This is a genomic window from Vibrio sp. T13N (assembly GCF_032970445.1).
Taxonomy (GTDB): Bacteria; Pseudomonadota; Gammaproteobacteria; order Enterobacterales; family Vibrionaceae; genus Vibrio; species Vibrio diabolicus.
In genome coordinates, this window is sequence record NZ_JAWJYE010000001.1 from 571,122 (window position 1) to 592,689 (window position 21,568).

Annotated in this window: 21 protein-coding genes; 14 read left to right on the plus strand and 7 right to left on the minus strand. The window is 45.7% G+C overall.

Features of this window, described 5'->3' with window-relative positions; all coding sequences use genetic code 11:
- Positions 1 to 2: 2 nt before the first annotated feature.
- On the minus strand, positions 3 to 887 hold the full coding sequence (locus R2S67_RS02515) for an ABC transporter ATP-binding protein (RefSeq protein WP_317342036.1): 885 nt from the start codon (positions 885 to 887) through the stop codon (positions 3 to 5).
- Between the two features lie 361 nt (positions 888 to 1,248).
- On the opposite strand from R2S67_RS02515, the gene R2S67_RS02520 reads away from it, so the two are divergent.
- Positions 1,249 to 1,446, plus strand: coding sequence for a PA3496 family putative envelope integrity protein (locus R2S67_RS02520; protein ID WP_005392088.1), 198 nt, complete (start codon positions 1,249 to 1,251; stop codon positions 1,444 to 1,446).
- A 281-nt stretch (positions 1,447 to 1,727) separates the two neighbouring features.
- Positions 1,728 to 2,789, plus strand: coding sequence for a GTP cyclohydrolase II (gene ribA / locus R2S67_RS02525; protein ID WP_006740907.1), 1,062 nt, complete (start codon positions 1,728 to 1,730; stop codon positions 2,787 to 2,789).
- Between the two features lie 71 nt (positions 2,790 to 2,860).
- Here ribA and R2S67_RS02530 read toward each other — a convergent pair whose 3' ends face one another.
- Positions 2,861 to 3,616 carry a substrate-binding periplasmic protein gene (locus tag R2S67_RS02530; protein WP_006740908.1) on the minus strand — a complete coding sequence of 252 codons (756 nt, stop codon included), beginning with the start codon at positions 3,614 to 3,616 and terminating at the stop codon, positions 2,861 to 2,863.
- A 68-nt stretch (positions 3,617 to 3,684) separates the two neighbouring features.
- Between R2S67_RS02530 and R2S67_RS02535 the strand changes: the two genes are divergently transcribed.
- The 3 genes from R2S67_RS02535 to R2S67_RS02545 all read left to right on the plus strand — a co-directional run bounded on the left by R2S67_RS02535 (position 3,685) and on the right by R2S67_RS02545 (position 6,742).
- Positions 3,685 to 5,580, plus strand: coding sequence for an ATP-binding protein (locus R2S67_RS02535; protein ID WP_046875634.1), 1,896 nt, complete (start codon positions 3,685 to 3,687; stop codon positions 5,578 to 5,580).
- Positions 5,581 to 5,680: 100 nt separating this feature from the next.
- Positions 5,681 to 5,890, plus strand: a complete 210-nt coding sequence (locus R2S67_RS02540; RefSeq protein ID WP_005374484.1) for a DUF3283 family protein — start codon at positions 5,681 to 5,683, stop codon at positions 5,888 to 5,890.
- 135 nt (positions 5,891 to 6,025) lie between these two features.
- Positions 6,026 to 6,742 (plus strand): YebC/PmpR family DNA-binding transcriptional regulator, encoded by a 717-nt coding sequence (locus R2S67_RS02545; RefSeq protein WP_005392082.1) that lies wholly within the window; start codon positions 6,026 to 6,028, stop codon positions 6,740 to 6,742.
- 73 nt (positions 6,743 to 6,815) lie between these two features.
- Here R2S67_RS02545 and rodA read toward each other — a convergent pair whose 3' ends face one another.
- Complete coding sequence (rodA, locus tag R2S67_RS02550) at positions 6,816 to 7,898, minus strand: rod shape-determining protein RodA (protein WP_046875633.1); 1,083 nt, start codon at positions 7,896 to 7,898, stop codon at positions 6,816 to 6,818.
- A gap of 407 nt (positions 7,899 to 8,305) precedes the next feature.
- Here rodA and R2S67_RS02555 point away from each other — a divergent pair, with 407 nt between their 5' ends.
- The 8 genes from R2S67_RS02555 (at position 8,306) to R2S67_RS02590 (ending at position 15,624) form a co-directional block, all read left to right on the plus strand.
- Positions 8,306 to 8,974 carry a hypothetical protein gene (locus tag R2S67_RS02555; RefSeq protein ID WP_317342044.1) on the plus strand — a complete coding sequence of 223 codons (669 nt, stop codon included), beginning with the start codon at positions 8,306 to 8,308 and terminating at the stop codon, positions 8,972 to 8,974.
- A gap of 9 nt (positions 8,975 to 8,983) precedes the next feature.
- Entirely contained in the window at positions 8,984 to 9,682 is a 699-nt protein-coding gene (locus R2S67_RS02560) for an ABC transporter ATP-binding protein (RefSeq protein WP_317342045.1), read from the plus strand.
- Positions 9,670 to 10,938, plus strand: coding sequence for an ABC transporter permease (locus R2S67_RS02565; RefSeq protein WP_317342046.1), 1,269 nt, complete (start codon positions 9,670 to 9,672; stop codon positions 10,936 to 10,938). The genes R2S67_RS02560 and R2S67_RS02565 overlap by 13 nt, the downstream gene beginning before the upstream one ends.
- A complete protein-coding gene (locus R2S67_RS02570) occupies positions 10,931 to 11,716 on the plus strand; it encodes an outer membrane lipoprotein-sorting protein (protein WP_317342047.1) in 786 nt (261 codons plus the stop codon). Before R2S67_RS02565 ends, R2S67_RS02570 begins: the two co-directional genes overlap by 8 nt.
- Positions 11,717 to 11,761: 45 nt before the next feature.
- Entirely contained in the window at positions 11,762 to 13,090 is a 1,329-nt protein-coding gene (locus tag R2S67_RS02575) for a hypothetical protein (RefSeq protein WP_317342048.1), read from the plus strand.
- Positions 13,091 to 14,113, plus strand: coding sequence for a sensor histidine kinase (locus R2S67_RS02580; RefSeq protein ID WP_317342050.1), 1,023 nt, complete (start codon positions 13,091 to 13,093; stop codon positions 14,111 to 14,113).
- Between the two features lie 15 nt (positions 14,114 to 14,128).
- A complete protein-coding gene (locus R2S67_RS02585) occupies positions 14,129 to 14,920 on the plus strand; it encodes a LytR/AlgR family response regulator transcription factor (RefSeq protein ID WP_065645241.1) in 792 nt (263 codons plus the stop codon).
- 68 nt (positions 14,921 to 14,988) lie between these two features.
- Positions 14,989 to 15,624 (plus strand): DUF2268 domain-containing putative Zn-dependent protease, encoded by a 636-nt coding sequence (locus R2S67_RS02590; protein ID WP_317342051.1) that lies wholly within the window; start codon positions 14,989 to 14,991, stop codon positions 15,622 to 15,624.
- A gap of 117 nt (positions 15,625 to 15,741) precedes the next feature.
- On the opposite strand, the gene R2S67_RS02595 is transcribed toward R2S67_RS02590, so the two are convergent.
- The 4 genes from R2S67_RS02595 to R2S67_RS02610 form a co-directional block, all read right to left on the minus strand.
- Entirely contained in the window at positions 15,742 to 16,236 is a 495-nt protein-coding gene (locus tag R2S67_RS02595; protein ID WP_020195057.1) for a peptidylprolyl isomerase, read from the minus strand.
- Between the two features lie 122 nt (positions 16,237 to 16,358).
- A complete protein-coding gene (locus R2S67_RS02600) occupies positions 16,359 to 18,020 on the minus strand; it encodes a methyl-accepting chemotaxis protein (RefSeq protein WP_005392065.1) in 1,662 nt (553 codons plus the stop codon).
- A gap of 180 nt (positions 18,021 to 18,200) precedes the next feature.
- The gene (locus R2S67_RS02605; RefSeq protein ID WP_005392063.1) at positions 18,201 to 18,587 is read right to left on the minus strand and encodes a thiol-disulfide oxidoreductase DCC family protein; all 387 of its coding nucleotides are present in this window, start codon (positions 18,585 to 18,587) and stop codon (positions 18,201 to 18,203) included.
- A 27-nt stretch (positions 18,588 to 18,614) separates the two neighbouring features.
- Positions 18,615 to 19,409: a DUF4344 domain-containing metallopeptidase gene (locus R2S67_RS02610; protein WP_085344469.1), complete on the minus strand. Its 795-nt coding sequence runs from the start codon at positions 19,407 to 19,409 to the stop codon at positions 18,615 to 18,617.
- A gap of 866 nt (positions 19,410 to 20,275) precedes the next feature.
- On the opposite strand from R2S67_RS02610, the gene gltS reads away from it, so the two are divergent.
- Entirely contained in the window at positions 20,276 to 21,511 is a 1,236-nt protein-coding gene (gene gltS, locus R2S67_RS02615; RefSeq protein ID WP_006740921.1) for a sodium/glutamate symporter, read from the plus strand.
- Positions 21,512 to 21,568 lie beyond the last annotated feature (57 nt).

A 21,568-nucleotide genomic window follows, 5' to 3' on the forward strand; every position in this document is an offset into this window, starting at 1 on the left:
GATTACGCTCCTGGTTGCTCTGGTTGCTCTGGTTGCTCTGGTTGCTCTGGTTGCTCTGGTTGTTTGTGGACGTCGTGGATGTTTGGGAAAGAAGCCCATAGCTTTTGTGTGTAGGGATGTTGAGGATTATTGCGAATTTCGTATGCCTGATTGACTTCGACGATTTCTCCATGCCGCATGATGGCAATGCGATCACACAATTGGCTCATCAGCGCCAAGTCGTGCGTAATAAAGAGTACTGAGAAGCCAAATTCATCTCTAAGCTGGTAGATTTGTTGTAAAATCTCCCTTTGTACCACCACATCTAAAGCGGTTGTGGGCTCATCCATAATTATCAGCTTGGGGTTCAAAGACAAAGCAATAGCAATCACCAAGCGCTGACGCATTCCACCTGAAAATTGGTGAGGGTATTCCGTTAACCGTTCTCGTGGAATATTGACCAAGTCCAATAGTTTTTCTGCTCGATCTTTCGCTTGAGCGTTGGTGAGTCCTTGGTGATGACGCAATACATCTGCGAATTGCTCTTGGATCGTTAAGACAGGGTTGAGTGAGTTCATCGCGCTTTGAAACACCATGGCGATTTCACTCCACCTCAGAGCGGTTAGATCAGAATCTGAGAGGCTAAGAATGTCTTTGCCATCAAATAATATTTTACCGCCAGAAATGAACGCTGGCGGCTTATGGAGACGATTGATCGACAATGCGATCGTGCTTTTGCCACATCCCGATTCACCAGCAAGCCCAAATACTTCTCCTTTGCCGATATCGAAGCTGACGGATTTTACCGCATTGAAATCACCATTATCGGTGATGTAATCGACGCATAAATCTCGGATCTGGATGACCGGATTATTGTGGTATGCATGATTTAAGTTAATACCATCCATATAAACACCTTACCAATGTAAAAGATAATTATTATCATTATCAGGTGTGATGGTTTTTAGAAAGTGGCAAGCGGCGAATCAGTGAAGTGACTCGAAAGTTAGGCGAAATAAAAAGTGGTATCCGGCGTTGTTAATGAGGCCAAGGAAGACGAGAATTGAGAGCTGGATCAGCACACTTTTCTTAGGGGTAATTATTCAAATCTAATCGTAAATTTGCCCCTTGGCAAAACTTAAATGATGGATCTATTAAGGAGTTAACGAAAGGGCGGGAGGGGTCACATTTCCCTACAGTTTTTCTTACCACCTCGTTCCTGTTTTGCTATAGATTACGCATCGAAAACATGGTGTGTTCGGAGGAAATATGTCCATTAATTCTATCGACCATGACGAGATGACCAACATCGCTCACAAATGGGAATTACCTGATGAAGAAGCCGTTGTGAAGCCTGAGAAAACAGTGAAATCAGCAGAAGCCAGAAGACGCATTGAAGCGCTACGTGAAATCCGTGAAAGTGGATTGACCATTGAAGAAGCAAGGGAGCTTGGCTTGATACACTGATTGCTCTAGTTTGGTATAGCAATCCATAGGGTAGTCGTCGGACTGCCCTTTTTATTTTTCCTTCCATTTTAGCCATAGCGTCTCACCACAACATCTCACATCTCTTTATTTTTCTTATCCAAACGTTCTAATTCACCTCTCTTTCACCTAAAAAGTTCTAGATCCAAACTCATTTTCATCTGTGTAGAAGTTTGACAATCTTACCTAGCGTTACTAAAAGATATATCAATAGCGATATGCTTTTTGTTGATTATCGCGACCACAAAGCAAGGAGCGCGAGTATGGTTGACCAAATCCTTTTTTATGAGCCCGATGAGCCCCACGGTTTTCTTTCCAATTTTTGCCATGCCCCAGTCAATATATCCTCCCAAACTTGGCCCACCAGCGAACATTATTATCAAGCCCAAAAGTTCCTCGATGCGCAGTTACAAAGCAAAATTCAACACGCGAGCACTCCCGATGAAGCATTCGCCTTAAGCCGAAAATACGAACATTTCGTCAGAAGTGACTGGGAGGATATGAAGCTGGCCGTTATGGCTTTCATCGTTAGAGAAAAGTTTCTGCAAAATCCACCTTTAGCGCAGCAGTTAATGAGAACGGGTAACGCTTGTCTTACAGAGCATTCTCACAAAGATGCCTTTTGGGGGGATGGGGGAGACGGTAAAGGAGAAAATCATTTAGGAGAAATTCTGATGAACGTTCGGGCTGAGCTGAGACATGTCGAGCCCTACAATCTCGTGAAGTTCATCGATAAAGCCAAATTGCCTACCCAATGGGGCACATTTATGATGTATGGCTTCGTTGAAACTGCCACGAACAAAGAGCATCTTGCCCTCGTGTATGGAGAGCCTGCAAACAGCGCAGCACCGCTTATTCGGTTGCATTCGGAGTGCCTTACTGGCGATGCCTTGTTTAGTACGCGTTGCGACTGTGGTTTTCAGCTCAATAGGGCGCTACAAAATATTGTCGAAGAGGGATGTGGTGTACTGCTTTATTTGCGTCAAGAAGGACGTGGTATTGGCTTGATTAATAAAATTCGAGCTTATCACCTCCAGGACGATGGCGCCGATACTGTAGAAGCCAATGAACGTTTGGGCTTTGCTGCCGATATGCGTGATTACGCATTCTGTAAAGGGATGTTAGAGCATTTGGGCATTGATGCGGTGCGACTAATGACGAACAACCCACGTAAGCTGGCTGCGTTAAAAGCGGTTGATATCAACGTCATTGAGCGTGTGCCCTTGCAAGAAGGTAATAATCCAAGCAATCAACACTACTTGCAAACTAAGGCGAGTAAATTAGGGCACATGTTTGATCCTAAGTTTGTCAATCACACCAAGTAAAGCATCATCTATGTCTCAATAGATGAAAACGCCAACGATTCTATCGTTGGCGTTTTCATTCGTTAGGTCATTTATTGATACCTTTGAATGATCTCATCAATTTCACCCGATGTTTTTAACTCAGCCAAACGTGTATTGATGTAGTCCTGAGTTTCTGGCTGCATTTGGGGCGAAAAGGCCAAATAGATCGAGTAGTCAGGGATAACTGAGTCGAAAGATTGGATCTGAAAATCTTCTAGCGACAAATTGAGGCGTTTTAAGTTGTACATAACGCGTGATTCCATTTCGACGAAGGCTGTATCTCCTGGTGTTCGGGTTATCACTCGATATGCGGCATCATAATCTTTAACGCGTATTTCATTCACACTACCATCCTCAAAGAATGGGATTAAATTCGGATAATCAAAACCGAGTAGTAATACGATAGATCGGCCATGCATGGTGTCCATATTCTTGAACTCTAACGGTTTCTCACTACTAGAGACCAATACATGTTTTACAGTGTAAATGGGCTCTTCAGACAAGTTTTCTGATTGCACCTTGCCCCAATTTGGGCTGCCGTAAGTTAGCCAGTTTGGTTCGCCACCTTCTTCTAATATGGAGATCATTCGTTTAAACGGATAAGTATGATAATTCACCTGATAATCTGATTCAGCGAAAATGGCACTGACGATGTCAGTCACAATCCCGGAATGCATTTGCCCCTGTTGTTCTATTTGAAATGGCCTTGCTTGGTCGGCGATAACGTAATAGTTCACTTCAGCGGCAGTAGCATAAGTTCCTATCGCAATAAAACTAAAAGCCAATCTAAGTAGAAGTCTTTTCATCGTATCCTCGATTATTATTTGCGCGTGGCTATATTTAGAGTAGCGCAAGTTTATCGGAGCGATTTCATATGGATGAAAAAGAGCGATCTCAACGTCGATTTAGTATCGGCAACCAACTTATGTTGGCGGTGCTAACGTTGAGTTTAATCTTTACTGTCATCATTTCCGCTGTGAGTTTATATCGAGTTTTTAACGAAGATTTAGCCCATTTGCACGTCGAGCTAAAGCAGGTCGAATCCAGTTACTTATCGAGCTTTTCTGCCAGCTTATGGGTGGAGGATAGGGAGCTGTTACTCACTCAAGCAGAGGGCGCAATGCGCATGCCCTCTGTGGATTATTTACGTATCGCTAATGAAGATGAAGTTATCGTCGAACTGGGCACCGCACTTTCTGAGGATGTCGTAGAAAGAAGTTGGCCGATGCAATATCGTGTTGGTGATAAAACCTATGATCTGGCGACATTGACTGTTCAGGCGGATCTGAGCTCGATTTATGAAGATCTTTGGCAACAATTTTTTTTCTTGCTCACGACAGAAGCGATCAAGATCCTATTGCTCATAATTGGCGTGCTTTGGGTCGCCTTCCGCCTCTTGGTCAATCCTCTCCAACTGCTTTCCGGCGCCGTGAGCGATTTTAGTGGCGGGAAGGTCCCAAGCAAAGTTACGCTCCCAAAGCGTTGGTGTTTTGATGAAGTGAGCGTGTTGGCGGAGAAATACAACCGAAGCGTTGAGAAAGTCCGTGAACATCAGACTGAGCTTGAAGAAGAAAGAGATAGAGCGGAAGTCGCCAACCGCAAAAAAAGTGAATTTCTTGCCACTATGAGCCATGAAATTCGAACACCGATGAATGGCATTATTGGTGTCGCTTCATTACTGGGTGACACCAAACTCGATCCTCAGCAAAAAGAGTTTGTAGAGATCATCGATAGTTCTTCTCACTCTTTAATGACGATCATCGACGATATTCTCGACTTTTCTAAAGTCGAAGCAGGTAAAGTCGAATTAGAAAATGCGAGCTATGATCTGCGCCGTATTTTGGATGATGTGATCAGCTTACATACCGTCAAAGCCAAGCAGAAGAATCTGCAATTGCTTAGCGATATTGATCCTCACTTGCCAGCGGAAGTGCAAGGTGATGCTGCACGCTTAAAACAGGTATTGAACAATTTGTTGAGCAACGCGATCAAATTTACTGATCGTGGTCATGTGAAGCTTCTTGTTGAGTTAACACGTCAAGAGCATGATGTCGCCATGATTCGATTTCGCGTCGTTGATTCTGGCATTGGTATTGCAAAAGAGAACCAACAAGCGATCTTCGAACGTTTCCAACAAGCCGATGGCAGTACAACCAGAAAGTACGGTGGTACCGGCCTTGGTTTGGCGATTGGTGCTCAGTTGGTGAACTTAATGGGAGGAGAAATCCAACTGACAAGTGAGTTGGGGCTTGGTAGTTGTTTTGAGTTTTCGATTCCAGTTGTAGTAAAAGCACGGTCTACCTACACGGAACGACCTAATGTTTTGACGTTTCCAAAAGTTGAAGATAATGAAACCAGCCTCCAGCATGACAATCAACCTTGGGTATTGATTGTTGAAGATACCATCGTAAACCAGAAAGTCGTGCGTATTATGTTGGAAAAGCTCGGCGTTCGAGTGAGCGTCGCAAATCATGGTGAAGAAGCGCTTCAGCTATGTGAGAAGCAAGCTTTTGACTTGGTGTTTATGGATTGCCAAATGCCAGTGATGGATGGTTTCATTACTACTGAGCGTATTCGACAAATGGGAGAGTGGGGGAAACACGTTCCCATTATTGCGTTGAGTGCCAATGTTATTAAGGAAGATCAACAACATTGCTTTGACGTCGGTATGAATGAGTTTGTCGCCAAACCTGTGACCAAAGATCGGTTGCATCAAATATTCGAGCAGTTTTTACCAAAAGCACTGAAAATCAGTGCGGGTCCCAAATAGTTAACTTGAAATTGATCAAGTTAAGTGCGTTTCTATTCTGCAATTGTAACTCTGTATGCTATAGTGCGCGGCTAGTATTTAAAGTACCTTGAGGCTGTAAATGTCGTTCAATCTATCCCTATTGCCGCCTGATGAAAAAAACAAAATCGAACTGGATAAACAAGCGTCGTTTTTGGTTTGGAAGCTCAGAGAGGCCAAATCTGGTCCTGAAGCAATAGAAGAACAGTTGTCCAAGATTAACGATGCTGATGAAAAAGCGTTTTTTCAGCAATCGGTCGAAAAGTACAAACGAGTAATGGGTGTCGCTTAACGCGAATCGTGACAACGGTATAAAACTATGTGGCGAATGAGGTAACCTCCCCATTCCTTTGCTAAGCGAAATTGAAAAGGTTTCGCTTTTTGCTAAAATCCTTCGCATTAAATTTGAATTTAGAGAGACATCCCGATGGGAAGAAGTTTTGAAGTGCGCAAAGCCTCTATGGCGAAAACTGCAGGCGCGAAAATTAAAGTTTATTCCAAATACGGTAAAGAAATTTACATGTGCGCGAAAAACGGCGGTAGTGACCCAGACATGAACTTGTCTCTTCGCCACCTGATCGCGAAAGCGAAAAAAGATCAGGTACCAGCGCATGTTATCGACAAAGCACTAGACAAAGCGAGTGGCGGCGGTGGTGAAGATTACCAACCAGCGCGCTACGAAGGCTTCGGCCCTGGCGGTACTAGTGTTATCGTTGACTGTCTGACCGATAACGGCAACCGTACTTTCCAAGATGTACGCCAATGCTTTGTTAAAGTGGGTGCGAAAATTGGTGTTGAGGGCTCAGTTTCTCACATGTTCGATCACCAAGCGGTATTCCAGTTCAAAGGCGACGATGATGAAATCATCCTAGAAACGCTAATGATGGAAGATGTAGACGTAACTGACGTTGAGCTAGAAGACGGTGTGATCACTGTATTCGCTCCTCATACAGAGTTCTTCAAGACGAAAACAGCACTAAATGGTGCGTTCCCAGATCTAACGATCGATGTGGAAGAAATCACTTTCGTTCCTCAAACTCACACTCCAGTAGCGGGTGAAGATGCTGAGAAGTTCCAGAAATTCCTAGATCTTTTAGATGACTGTGACGACGTTCAGCAGGTTTACCACAACGCAGAGCTATAATTTCTTAGCTTCCACCGTTGTAAAAAGGCTTCCCTCGGGAAGCCTTTTTTGATCACACTCTTTGCTAGCAGCATTATGCGTTGCGATATTTGGAATAACACAGTGACATGATCACACCAAAGCAGATGCCTTGCGTCAGCATGGCCGTGCCGCCGTAACTAAAGAACGGCAAAGGGCTTCCCATTACTGGCAACAAGCCGCTCACCATGCCTGTATTGATAAAAGCATACAGGAAAAAGCTCATCGCTAATGCACCACTCACAAGCCGACTAAAAAAGTGGTCAGACTGACATGCAAGCAACATGACGCGCGCGGTAATAAACAAGTACAGTGCGAGCAAGACTAAACTACCAACAAAACCCCACTCCTCGGCATAAGTCGAAAAAATAAAGTCCGTATGACTTTCTGGAATAAAGCCAAGTGTTCCTTGCGTAGCATTCATCCAACCTTTGCCTTTCATTCCGCCTGAGCCTATCGCAATCAAAGATTGGATGATTTGGTAGCCCGAACCTAACGGATCCGACTCCGGGTGCAAGAACTGAGTAACGCGGCTTTTTTGATACGTTTCCATGACGAAGAACCACAAAATAGGCGCCAACGTTAATATACTCGCGACAAAGCCACCGATTATTTTCCAGCTCATGCCAGCTAAAAATAAAACGAATAAGGCGTAAATGACGGTAAAAACTGCACCGTCTAAATCCGGTTGTAGCGCGATTAACCCAGCAGGAATCATTGTGATGAGTAAGCAGAATGCGATTTTTCTACTATCTGGTCTGCCACCTTCAATATGTAGCATCCACGCGATCATGATTGGAATCGAGAGTTTGATTAGCTCCGAGGGTTGAAAGCGAAAAAAGCCAATATCGAGCCAACGTTGAGAGCCATTAGTGCTATCGCCAAACAAAGCGACAGCAAGTAGCAGCGCAACCGCAATAATGTAGAGATATGGAGCTGAGCGTTGATAGCTAGCGGCGGGAATCGATGACATGACCAATATACAAACCAAGGTCAGTCCGCAGCGTGCTAAATGCTTGAAGAGCATGGCCTCATTAAAGCCACTGGCACTCCAAAGTGTTAGTGTACTCAATAGCATGATCGGAATGATCGCCATCAGCAGTGGCAAATCGACCCTGGGGAAAAAACGCTTATTCATTTTCTACGACCTAATAACGCACCCAGTTCGAGCGCGAAAACAACCAGAACTCGAGAGTTCGAACTATTCCGATGCTAAGAATCCTATTTGGAAATAACAGACACCATGCAAAGGTGTGTATGAGAGGAGCGTCGATGTCGTCTGTTATGGGTAAGCTGCTTGGAAAGCTGTGGAATGGATAAATACACTAGATGCAGGTTTTAAGCCAGTATTTTTATTCCTATTGTGGTGAAAGATGGACGCTTACAAACAAGCAGGGATATATGCTCTCTTTAAGAAGGGAATGTCATTCATCGCAGCAAACAACCGTTCATTCTAAATAACTGCCATTGGTCGCATGCAAAAGCAGCGTGCGATTTTCTCCCTTAATCTGAAACCATCAAATCACGTTCAACTAAGGACAGTACATGATGGTTTCTCAATCTCGTTCAATTAAAGCTCTTAAACTGGCAAGTACGTTTATCGCCGCATTTGCACTTAGCAGCAATCTGGCTCTGGCTAATCCAAGCGAGCGCACACTCAGTCAATTCAACCAAGCTGCGCAGGGTGACTCTGGCTTAGTTGATACCGTTTACGGCGAATTATCCAAACAACTCGAAGAGCAGGGCGCAACGCCGGTGACCTTGGTGTATTTAGGTAGTGCTGAAACGTTGCAAGGTCGTGAGGCGTTTTTGCCTTGGAACAAGATGAAGTTCACCGAGCGCGGTCTTGCCACTATCCAAAAAGGTTTGGATCTAATGGCGAATCAGCCAGTACCACTGCAAGAGCAACAACGCTTACAAGGCTTACCTGAATACCAACTGGCCACCGCCATGGCAGCCACTACCTTTACCTCTCTGCCAGATATGTTCAATCACTTTGAGCGCGGCTACGAGCTGTACCTTTCTCTGCTCGATGAACCGAGTTTTAGTCAGCAACCTTTTGCGGCTACTTCATGGATTTACCGTTATGCCATTGAAGCAGCGCTGCGCGCTGAAGACGTTCAACAAGCCAAAACATGGTTAGCGCAAATGGAGCAGTTGGGTGACAGCAATTTAGAAACGCAAACCGCAAAAGCGCTGCTAGCGAAATATTAGGGAGGCGTCATGATCGTTTTTAATCAACTTAGTCGCGATTACGCCCTTGGCAGCCAAACCGTGCATGCATTGCGAGACGTGTCTGGTGAAGTATTTGCGGGCGAAATGGTGGCACTGTGCGGGCCGTCTGGCTCAGGCAAAAGCACCTTACTTAACGTGCTTGGCATGCTTGATACTCAATACCAAGGTCAGGTGACATTTGCAGGCAGCCCATACCCAACCGAGCAAATGCAAGCTGCGAAAATGCGCCGTGAAAAGCTTGGTTTTGTGTTCCAAAAATTCAATCTTGTGCCTGTGATGACGGCGTTGGAGAACGTGGCGTATCCGTTACACCTCAACGGCTTTTCAAAAGCAGAGCAAACCGAGCTCGCTACGCAAATGCTAGAACACGTTGGCTTGGGCGAATTTATTCATCACATGCCCGATAACCTATCAGGTGGTCAGCAACAACGCGTGGCAATTGCTCGTGCGTTAGTGCACAAACCAGCATTGGTGATTGCTGATGAGCCAACCGCAAGCCTTGATAGCCAAACTGCCAACAAGGTCATCGATATTATGAAAGGGCTCGGACACGAGCTTGGTACTACTTTCATCGTCGCTACACACGACCCTCGAATGGCATCCCGCTGCGATCGAACCATTGAGTTGGTGGATGGCAAAATCACCCAAACGCACGCAAGTGTGGAGGAGGTTTCATGGGCAAGCTAATTCCTGTTTCGGTTCGCCTTGCTTGGTTGAACCTGCAACGCAATCGCCGCCGCAGTTTGTTGTCGATGCTGATCATTGCCATTGCCGTGTTTGCATTAACCAGTGCGGGTGGTTTTGGTCTGTATACCTACGACAGTTTGAAAGAATCGACAGCTCGTGACACGGGGAATCTGACGTTAACCACACCGGGTTACTTCGCTAAAGAAGAAGAGATGCCGCTGAGTAACGGGTTAACTCACGCCGACGATATCACCAAGCAATTGATTGGCTTAAACGAAGTGCGAGGCGTGCAGCCACGAGTTGAGTTCAGTGGTTTGATTTCCAACGGCAACAAATCATCGATCTTTATCGGCATTGGCGTGAACGAACGAGAATTCGATATGAAAGGACCGTTTTTGGATGTGCGTGAAGGGCAGACGCTGTCCAATATTCATGCATCGCGTTATGACCCAGCAGAGCCAGAGGTGATGCTCGGTGTTGATTTGGCGAACAACCTAAGCGTGCACGTTGGCGATTGGATTACCTTGCTGGCGACCACAACCGACGGTGCATTGAACGCGTATGACTTCAAAGTTCGTGGCATCTATTCAACCGGCGTACCTGAGCTTGATAAACGCCAACTGTACGTGCATATCAACAGCGCGCAATCGCTGCTCGGTTCAGACAAAGTCAGTGCGTTATCAGTCTTCCTGTTCGACACCAGTTTAACTAACCAAGTCGAGCAACAAGTGGCTTCGGTTCTGAGTAAGCAAAAACAGAACTTTGGTGATCAAGATATTGAGATTACGCCTTGGCAAGAACGTGCGTTCTTCTATCTCAAAGTGAAAGATTTGTACGACCGTATCTTCGGCATCATGGGCGCAGTAATGGCGCTGGTGGTCTTTGTTGCGCTGTTCAACACCATGACTATGTCGGTGACTGAGCGTACTCGTGAAATTGGCACCTTGTCGGCTCTTGGTAGCTACCCTCGCGAAATCATTGCTGGGTTCTTGCGCGAAGCAGGGTTACTCGCGGTGATTGGCAGCTTAATCGGCGCTTTGTTTACGGCACTAGTCACCATTTTACTGATGGTCGTGGATGTGCAAATGCCGCCACCGCCAGGACGCACAGAAGGTTACCCATTGACGATTTACTTCTCTTGGGAGCTGGTAGCTGTCGCAGGATTCGCAGTATTGATGATTTGTTTGGTTGCGGCGTTTTTCTCGGCGCGCAAAGGGGTGAACAAGCCAATTACGGAGGCACTGATTTATGTTTAATTTCAAATCACTATTACCAATTGCACTGCTGACGGTAAGCGGCGTTGCAAGCATGAATGCCAGTGCGAATGAAACTGCGCTAGATGCACTGCAAGTCGCGCAATTGATTGAAAAAGCCGACAGCTACCGCTTGCAAGATGATTCCTCCAAAGTGGTGTCACTGGTGCGCTTATATCAAGACCAAGAGTTAGATAAAACCCGCCTTTACCATGTGTACACGCGTCCAAATCGTGAATCGTTGGTGGTGTTCAAATCGGCAGTCGAAGCTGGGCAAAAGATGCTGATGATGGGCGATAACTACTGGCTGCAAATGCCAAAGAGCCGCCGCCCGATTCGCATTACGCCAATGCAGAAGCTGCTTGGTGAAGCGTCTATCGGCGACATCTCAACCCTGACGTGGAGCCAAGATTATCAAGGTGAATGGAAAGCGACAGAAACTGTTTCGGTGAACGGAGAGAGTGTCGCGGCTTATCACCTTGCGTTAACCGCGAAAACCAAAGGGGCGAGCTATCAGAAGATCGACTTGTGGTTGTCTGAGCAAGATGCGTTTCCAATCAAAGCCGATCTCTACTTGCGCTCTGGCAAACTCGCCAAGCAAGCGCAATACGGACGCGCAACCGACAATGGCGAAGACTATGTCAGTGAGATGACCTTGCTTGATAGCATTCAGCCGAGCAAAAAGACCGTTATCGAGTATCAAGAAATCGTGCCTTGGCAGCTGGACAACAAGTTCTACAACCCAAGCTATTTGCCGAAAGCCAATACGACTCAGCTTTAGCCTGAACTCCGTAAATAGATCCATGAAAACGAGCAAGGAAGTCACATGAAATCGCACCAGCCTAACCTTAACAAAAACACCAGTTTGTTGATTGCTGCGTCGTTGTGTGTGGGCGCAGCAGCCCCAGTTTTTGCCAATGATGAGCTGAGTTTTGAGTGGGATTGGGCTGTCAGTTACGAAACTGCCAAGCAGCGTGACAGCGCATTTATGCAGGCGCAGGGCAGTTCTCGTGATTCACTTAATGCACTGTTGGATGTGCAGGTGAATTATCAGAACTTCAGTGGCTTGTTTGCTCTGTATAGCCAAGGTTTGTACCTCAATCAACAAGGAAAGAGTGATTGGTGGAGTGAAGCTGATAACCAGTTGTTGATTAGAGAGCTGGCTTGGCTAGGGGAGTGGCAAGTCGGTGACACCACTCTTGATGTGAGTTTGGGTAAGTTGCGCGTGGATTGGGGCGTGGGTTATGGCTACCGACCTTTGGATCTGTTTAAGCCTTATCGACAAAACCCGGTTGGCTTAGTCGCAGAAGAGGGCGCGGGCGTGTTTTCACTTTCACACTATGATATGGACGGCGAATGGACCGTCATTGCGACCGATTCAAGTTGGGGGCAACAAGACCAAAGTGCACTTGATCAAGCCGCAGAGCAACAAGGTGTTGGTATTCGTCGTTATGCGCTGGTGGGAGACACCGAGTATCAACTTATTGGTTATTACGATGATGTGCGCCGAGGTTTACTCGGAGCCAGTGCCATTGCCGTGTGGGATGAATCCATCGCCATGCACGGTTCCATGCTGTGGCAAAAGCAAAGTGTCGGCTATCAGTTTCAGCAGGATGATCTTTACCAACCCGTTTCAGTTGAGGAGCAGGGAAGCGCATTCCAAGCTTTAGTTGGGGTGAACTGGGCAAACCAAGCTGGACACAACGTGATTGCTGAATATTGGTACGACAGCCGAGCATGGTCGAAAAGCGAGTGGCAGCAAGCAATAGAGCGTGGCGAATTACTCTCTCAAACCCTTAATCCCCAAACGTCTCTACTCGCAACAAGCTACGCTCAAGGGTTTCAGCACGCCAATATCGTTCAGCATAACGTAATGCTGCACTGGAGTTGGGATGTGGAAGCGTGGGCTGCATGGAACGGTAAAGCGGATATGGGCTGGCTAAGTGATGTAACCCCTACGTTGGATGTGATGCTGTCGCCACAAGATGGTGGTGTGATCGTCACGCAGTGGCTTAACTACCAATGGATTGATACTGGCGATCAAAGTGTAGAAGTGGAAGTTGCCGCACGCTTTTTAACCGGAGACGACCAATCTGCTTACGCACAAATCAATGATAAGCATATGATTGTATTTAACATCAAAGGGAAATTCTAAATGTGTTCAGCAAAATCAGTGGTGAAAAGTGGATGGCCGCGTAGCTTATTAGTGACCACGGCATTTTGTTTCTTTATTGCAGCAATGACGCTCTCGGTTTGGGGCGGTCCATTTTATATTCATGTGGCGGTTAGCTTTGGATTTGGCTATTCGGCTATCTTCTTCTCATGGCTTGTCGACCGCCTGTTTCCTACGATTCCTCGTTTGGCGGAAGTGGCTATCTCTTTGACGGCTTGCCTATTGTTTGGTGTGGTAAACGCCCAGTTTTGGCTCGGAGAATATTTCGGCATCTCAGGTATGCTATCGGTTGGACTCATGGGGTTGTTATTCAGTGCCATGTGCTTTTTCTATTTCTACTCACGCGAGCAACATGCAATCGCTCAACGAGAGTTGGAAGCCATCAAACGCGAGAAAGCAGAGCAAGATCGTGCGCTGTTGCTGAGTCAGCTTAAGCAGATGCAAAGCCAGATTGAACCGCATTTCTTATTCAATACCTTGGCAAATATCAGTGTGCTCATGTCGCAAGATGTCGATAAAGCCAAGCTAATGCTAGAACAGTTAACCGCGCTGCTGCGTGCGACGCTCAAAAGCTCACGTGAAGAACGCACCACCATAGACGATGAAACGGCGTTACTTGAGGCTTACTTAGGCATCCAACAAACTCGTTTGGGTGATCGACTGAGTTACAAGATTGAGGTGGAAGAGGGGTTAGGCAGAACCGAATTACCGCCGATGATGCTTCAACCCTTAATCGAAAACGCCATCATCCATGGTATTGAGCCGAAGCGAGAAGGCGGTGAAGTCCGTTTGCTGATTAAGCGCAAACAACAGAACTTGCTGATTGAAGTCAGAGACACAGGTGTTGGCTTAAATCACGTGAGTGGGCACATGGGCTCTGGCGTGGGTCTAAGTAATCTCAAGCAGCGAGTGGAAGCTTTGTTCGCCGGGCAAGGAGAGGTTTCTATCAGTGAGTCTGCTCAGGGTGGCGTTTGTGTTCGCTTGCGCTGGCCAATGGAATCGTAATCAAGGAAGAAAGGAATGAATACAGGGTTTACTGCGATTATTGCTGATGATGAACCGCTATTGAGGCGTCATCTTGATAAAAGCCTAGCTGAAGTGTGGCCAGAGCTAGAGGTAATAGCCAAAGTCGCGGATGGTGAACAAGCGTTGCAAGCTATTAAGCACAACCAACCTGACATTGTGTTTCTTGATATTCGTATGCCAGTTTTGGATGGCATGACACTAGCGCAAAAACTCAATCAACTCGCCAATCCACCTTTGATTGTGTTTGTCACTGCGTACGATGATTACGCCATCAAAGCTTTTGAGCAAAATGCCGCCGATTATTTGCTCAAGCCTATCTCGGATGAGCGCCTCCTGACGACGTGTGAAAGAGTGAAAGCACGCCTTGCTAAGCGAGAGCAAGAAAGCAGCAATGTGCAGATGAACAGCCTGTTAGAACAGTTACAACAATTATCCGCGCCACAAACGCCGCAATATCTTCAGTGGATCAAAGCAACGCAAGGGGAAGATATTCATCTGATCGCCACGTCTGATGTGCTGTATTTCAAAGCGGAAGAAAAATACGTTTCTGTGTATGCCCAACAAGGACAAGGTAAAGTGCAGGAGTATTTGATTCGCACATCGTTGAAAGAGTTGATAGGGCAGCTTAACCCAGAACAGTTCTGGCAAGTGCACCGTTCAAGCGTGGTGCAAGTGTGCAAAATTAGCAAAGTAAACAAAGACTTTGCTGGAAGAATGTTTGTTCACATTGGGGAAAACAAGCTCGCTGTGAGCCGTGCATCTCAAAGTTTGTTCAAAGGGATGTAATCGCTAGAACTGCTCACTCTTTACACTGTAAACTCCTCGCTCTTAACCAACATTATCAAGGAAGATAAATGAGTTATCGCGGAACCCTGTTAAATGCGACGGGAGAGTTGTCTCCACTCGCTGAGTATTTACATCAGAAACTTGATGACCTGAGCTCACAACTTTCTAGTTACTTTGATCTCAGTAACATCGACCTGACCGTTAGCCCGTTTGATCGCAATGACGTACCGCAGACGGGGATTGGTGGCTATTGCTTAAGCGCCTATCGTGTAGAGATTCTGCTTGATACTCAACGTGCTGATATTAAAAACGTTATTGAGAAAGAACTAGCTGCGGTGTTAGCGCATGAGTTGCATCACCTGTTCCGTATGCGAGCGGGAGAGAATGGCGCTGCGCTTGGTGATGTACTGATTATGGAAGGGTTAGCTTGTCATTTCGAACGTAAGGTGAATGGCGGCATCACACCGAGCTTGTTTGAGCAAATCAAAGATCAAGATTGGCGCCCTTTCTATGCTGAGATGAAAGACAAGTTGACCAGCTTAGATTACAGCTTCGACGCTTACTTTCTTGGCAGTGATGAAAGTCGCTGGCCGAAATACATGGGGTATTGGGTTGGGTACAACCTTGTTGCTGAATATCTGGCTGATTTTCAAGGCTCTGAGCTTGATTTAGTCGGAGCAAAAGCCGAGCTTTTCTATCAATAACTCCGGCACAAGCTAAACTAATAGGCTGAGTCATAAAAACAAAAAGCGCCTAAGTCATCAGACATTAGGCGCTTTCTTCATTTTATAGCGACGATTTCTCCGAAGAGGCAAATGGGCTTATTCGCTGATTGTCACTTTCTCAATAATGATTGGATCGCATGGTACATCATCGTGACCAAGCTTAGAGGTCGTTTTCACTTTCGCGATGCGATTTACGACATCCATACCCGCAGTCACTTTGCCAAACACCGCGTAGCCCCAGCCCAAGTTGGTGGTTGCGGTGTGGTCTAGGAAATCGTTGTCTTCCAAGTTAATGAAGAACTGTGCCGTTGCAGAGTGCGGTGCATCGGTACGCGCCATTGCGATAGTGCCAACAAGGTTCTTTAGACCACGGTTTGCTTCGTTCGCAATCGGGGCGCGCGTTGGCTTTTCTGCCATGTCTTCGGTGTGACCGCCACCTTGGATCATAAAACCATCGATAACGCGGTGGAAAATGGTGCCGTTGTAGAAGCCATCTTCACAGTATTTTTTGAAGTTCTTTGAGCTAACTGGCGCTCGTTCTAGATTCAATTCAATTTCGATGTCACCGAAATTGGTGGTCATGATAATCATCTGGTTTTGCCCTTATGGGTGCTTAGTTGGCGGCATTATAGCTAAGTCGCTTGAGGATAGCAGAAATAAAAACAGCGACGTTAAGGCGTCGCTGTTTCTACTATTAAGTATGGTTAAGGAAGTTAAACCGTGAAGCGTCCCACCAAGTCGTAAAGCTCGTTGGCTTTGTGATTGAGGTTTTGGCTGCCCGAGCGATTTTGATTGGCAAGGTGCGCCGATTGACTACTTTGCTGAGAAATGACTTCGATGCGTTGTGAAATCTCTTGTCCAACTTGGCTTTGCTCTTCGGTCGCGGTAGCGATCAGCGTGTTCATGTCCATGATATTCGCAATCGCTGCTTGAATATCTTGCAGCGCAACCGATGCAGCACGTGCTTCTTCTACTGTCGCTTCGCCACGTGCTTGGCTAGATTCCATCGCTTTTACTGCGGCATCCGAACCTGCTTTAAGTTGATCGATCATCTTGTGAATGTCACCTGTGCTGTCCTGAGTGCGGCTTGCAAGCTTACGCACTTCATCCGCTACAACTGCGAATCCGCGTCCTTGGTCGCCCGCTCGTGCTGCTTCAATGGCGGCATTTAGCGCAAGCAAGTTGGTTTGTTCAGCAATATCTTGGATGACTTCAAGTGAGGATGAGATGTTCTGCACGTCACTCTCTAGACGTGAAATTACAGTGCTTGCTTCAGATACCTCATTCGCTAGCGCTTCAACGGAGTTAGCGGCGGAGTCTACGATGTGCTTCGCTTGTTGTGCGTTGTCATCGGCGTTTTTAGCGGAATCGGCGGCTTGGTTTGCGTTGCCAGAGATCTCGTGAGCGGTGGCCGTCATTTCTGTCATTGCAGTCGCGACTTGTTCCGTTTCCTCACGTTGACCAGAAGCCAATTCATCGACTTGTGAGGCGCGTTGAGACATGTTGTTAGTTTCTGATACTACCTCTTGTCCGACATGGCTGACGCTCTTAATAATTCCTTGCAAGCTCTCAACGAAGATATTGAAGTTATGCGCGAGCTGCTTAAATTCTGGCACGCTAGATTCTTCCATACGCGCGGTTAAGTCGGCGTCACCTTGCGCGAAAGATTGGATTGAGCTGTCAAACTGTTCGATAGGGCGCATAATGCTACGGTTGACGAGTACGGCAAAAATAGCCACGACAACGGCAATAGAGACACAAAACATAGCAATAGCGGCTAAGGTATTGTTTAGCTCATCGTTTGCTGTGTTTTCCATCTCTGTAATGATCGCATCGATATCATCAGTATAAAAACCTGTGCCAATCATAATATCCCACTTGGGAATGAACATGGAGTAGCTGAGTTTAGGTAATGCTTCGGTTTGCCCTAACTTAGGGAAGTAGTAGGTTGTGAAGTCACCCGTTTTGGCGTTTTTCAACAGGTCTTGGATCAGGTAGTTGCCTTTTTTGTCTTGCAGGTTATAGAAGTTTTCTCCAACCCCTTTATTGTTTTTTCCGACAACAACACGCACGCCTTTTGAGTCGTACGCAAAAATATAACCTGATTGGCCGAACTCTAGCTCTTTGAGCACTGGAATGGCTTCTTGCAATGAGGCATTACGATCCAATAACGGTTTGAGTGCGGAATGAGCCATCTGCACATAGTTTTTCAGTTCCGCTTTCTTCATCGCCATCATCGTCGTGTGCGTATGATTGATTTGTTGTTGGTTGTAGGTACTGGTTTGGAGGTAGGTAAACCACATCATACCCAAAGCAATCGTTAACACGGGAATGATGGAAAGAATATAAAGTCGCTTTCTTATCGTTAGATTCATAGGTACTTCCTTACGTCTCGGCGCAGCGTTACAAACTGGTAAACTTCAATAGCTTTACCAAATAAAAGTGTTAATAATTATTTTTGTACTGATTGCAGATTAACCGAGTTGGCGGGTGAGAAGTACAGGAAGTTGGTGATCGTGGACGAGAGAGACTCACATTTTTAAGCAGGATCACAATTAGCGAGAGCATTGGCCCGAGTTGCAGCGGGAGCTACCAGTAAGCCAGTATGAGACACGATACCTATTGTTGGCAAAGCGCAGGTAAAGCCAGTCTGCAATTGGCTTGAGTAATGGCCAACGTAGTGGAGCATATAGCCAACCTCGTCCTACCAACTGCCATGCTCGGTGAGTCACATCAAGACCAAGTATCAGTTCATTGTTGTCATTCAGCGCATGCAAAATCGTATTGGCTTTTTGCGCGTCTATCTGTGGGTAATCAGAAAATTCATCGCTGTAGATATCGACAATTTTTATCGCTTGTTTTACATCTCGTCGCTTAAGTGCGTGCATTTCTTTGGCGCACAGTGGGCAAGTTCCGTCATAAAATATGGTGAGTTTTGTCATTGCGATCGTCTTATTATTTGATTTGTCTTACTGAGTTCTACGTGGCGATTTTTCTTTTGGTTCATTATGTTGCAGGTAGTGGTTCCAATTCGCGCGTATGTTCTCGTAGTTGTATTGGCAAAAGTCTTTGCGATCTCGTAGGTAGTCTTTTTCAACTTCATCGAGAAGCGACTTGTACTGTTCCGGATCACTGCCGTACACCAAACATAAGGTAGAGAAGTAGCGTTGCAAGTCAAAACTGTGCTCATCAATGTACTCACCGAAGTCGTAGTAGTCCGGTCTGTCATCGGACTCAAATGCGAACATGTCGGCGGCGCTAATGGCCATCTCTGCGCCATCTTCTAGGAAGTCAATCATTAAGATCGTGGCAAAATTATCGACGGCATCTTCTTCTTTTCCGAGAACAGGGATGTTTTGATCTTCGATGTAAGCATGCCCGGCTTCATGCAGCAAGGTGTGTAATAACGTATCTAATGCCCCTGTTTTTGGGGATTTTCCAAGGCGTTCTTCATACTGGTTATTGGAGAAGTAATTGAGTGATTCCAAATAAAAAGTGTAGGGAATGTGTATCGTGTGCGTATCGGGATCGTACATTGGGCCATCTTCTCCGCCGTAAACCAGTGTGAGTGGTTTGCGAAATGGAAAGTGGATCTGAGATAGCTCAACAAAAATTGGGTTTACATCGCTGTTTTGGATAGATTGCAGGGCGATGTTTTCATGGGTTGTTTCCACGGGAGAATATTCAATACGGATATTTTCCGCTGCAGTGGCAGATGAGATGGCACAGAGTAATAGCACAGGGAAAAGCGAATGAATTTTCATGTAGGGCTCTTGTTATTTGAATAACTTACATAAAAATTATACATGTTTTTGTGTGATGCATAATTGGGATTGTTTTTATCACCCAGAACCGGGTAGTTAGCCTCGAAAGACTACCATGACAACACTGTACATTTTGGTTGCTAGGCCCTCCAGAAAGCCTATCAAAACACGTTGTACTCAGGAGACCATAGATAAGTGATTGGCTTTTAAGGTTTATTTTTTTTGTGAGGCTAAGTTGAATTTGCTTCGCTCTTTTGTCTGTAAAAATGCTATTCAGTAGTTAATCATTATGGAACGAAACCATGGGATTGGTGAATGTCACTGAATTGAAGAAAATTATCAGCAATATGTTATAATCCGACTCCGTTGTGACGAAAACGTTTGTTGCAGCTTGAGAGTTTCCTTGGATTCGGTTCGTTTACACACCATGAGCCAGAGTTAAAAAACTACGACAGGAACAAGCAAACCCAATTGTTTTGAACGCGATCTCGGCGTTTAGAGGTTACAACGGGAAGGAACTTTGTTTGATAGTAATTGACACATTCTGTTTAAGTAAGGGAGCCCAATGTGGTTCAGAAAGTGTCACCCAGAATTTACTCACAACACTATACCCCAAGCAGTAACGCACAGGTATTGCGAGGGGGCATTTGAAGGAGCTATATCGGCTCCTTTCACATTTAAGGGCTTGCTAACAGCGGAAAACTGACACATCGCTAAAGGAGCGTCCCTTAAACTAGCCTAAGGCGCATCTACACCAACTTTTGAGTATTTTCGAAACAGTAAAGCGAGAACATTTGCTATTGAATGAAGGTTAAATTAACACTCGATCATTACGGAGGATGAAGAGAACAATAATAAGAGGCGATATGAATCATTTAATATCTGTAGGTGCACTGGAGTCCTTCTTGGTCGCAATCAGTGTGCTTTTCCTGGGGCATTTTATTAATGCTAAGCTACCGATTTTAAAGAAGTTCAACATACCTGAGCCGATTGTAGGTGGCCTTATTGTTGCCTGCATGATTACTGCTCTTCATTTCAACGGCATCGACTTGGAGTTCGATTTGCCGTTACAAAATACGTTTATGTTAATGTTTTTTGCGACGGTTGGTTTGGCCGCAAATTACACTCAGTTGATGAAAGGAGGTGCGAAGGTTTTTATCTTCTTAGCTGTCGCATCGTTTTACATCATCATACAAAACGGCGTTGGCGTTTCACTCGCGGCAGCGCTCGGTTTAGATCCTTTGATGGGGTTAATTGCTGGCTCGATTACTCTGTCTGGTGGCCATGGTACAGGTGCAGCGTGGTCACAAACCTTCCAAGACGTGTATGGATTGGATAACGTTTTGGAAATTGCGATGGCATCAGCCACTTTTGGTTTGATCATCGGCGGTATCATTGGTAGCCCAGTGGCACAGCGCCTCGTAGAAAAAAACAGCATTGAATCGGAGTATGGTCGTGGTGGTCGAGATGCCAAAACTCACGAAAAATTCCCTGAGTTGGTGACCTACAACGAATACGAAGAAGATAAAGTAACGGCGAAAAAAGTGGTGGAGAAACTCTTCTTCCTACTGATCTGTGTTACGGGGGCCAAGTATGTCGAGCAATGGGTTAGCACGTATGAAATCTCATGGTTGATGATTCCAGACTTTGTTTATGCGCTGTTCATTGGTGTGATCATCACGAACTTCTTAGAGGTGACCAAGCTTCGTAAGTTAGATGCAGAAACCGTCGATATGCTCGGTACCGTTTCTTTGTCATTGTTCTTGGCGATGGCATTAATGAGCTTGAAGTTATGGAATATCTTTGACTTAGCGATTCCATTCTTGGTTATTTTAGCTGTGCAGTCTGTGGTCTTAGCTATCTTCACTTACTACGTTACGTTCAAAGTGATGGGACGCAACTATGACGCTGCGGTTATTGCGGGTGGTCACTGTGGTTTTGGCTTGGGGGCAACCCCAACAGCCGTGATGAACATGGGCTCTATCGTTAACCGATTTGGCCCGTCGCCGCAGGCATTTATGGTGGTGCCAATTGTGGGGGCTTTCTTTATAGACATCGTTAACTTAATCATTTTACAAGGTTACATTTCATTCCTTGGTTAAATTTAAGTTCATGATCTCCTAAGGTCGAAATAAAAACGGTCACAACACAGGTTGTGA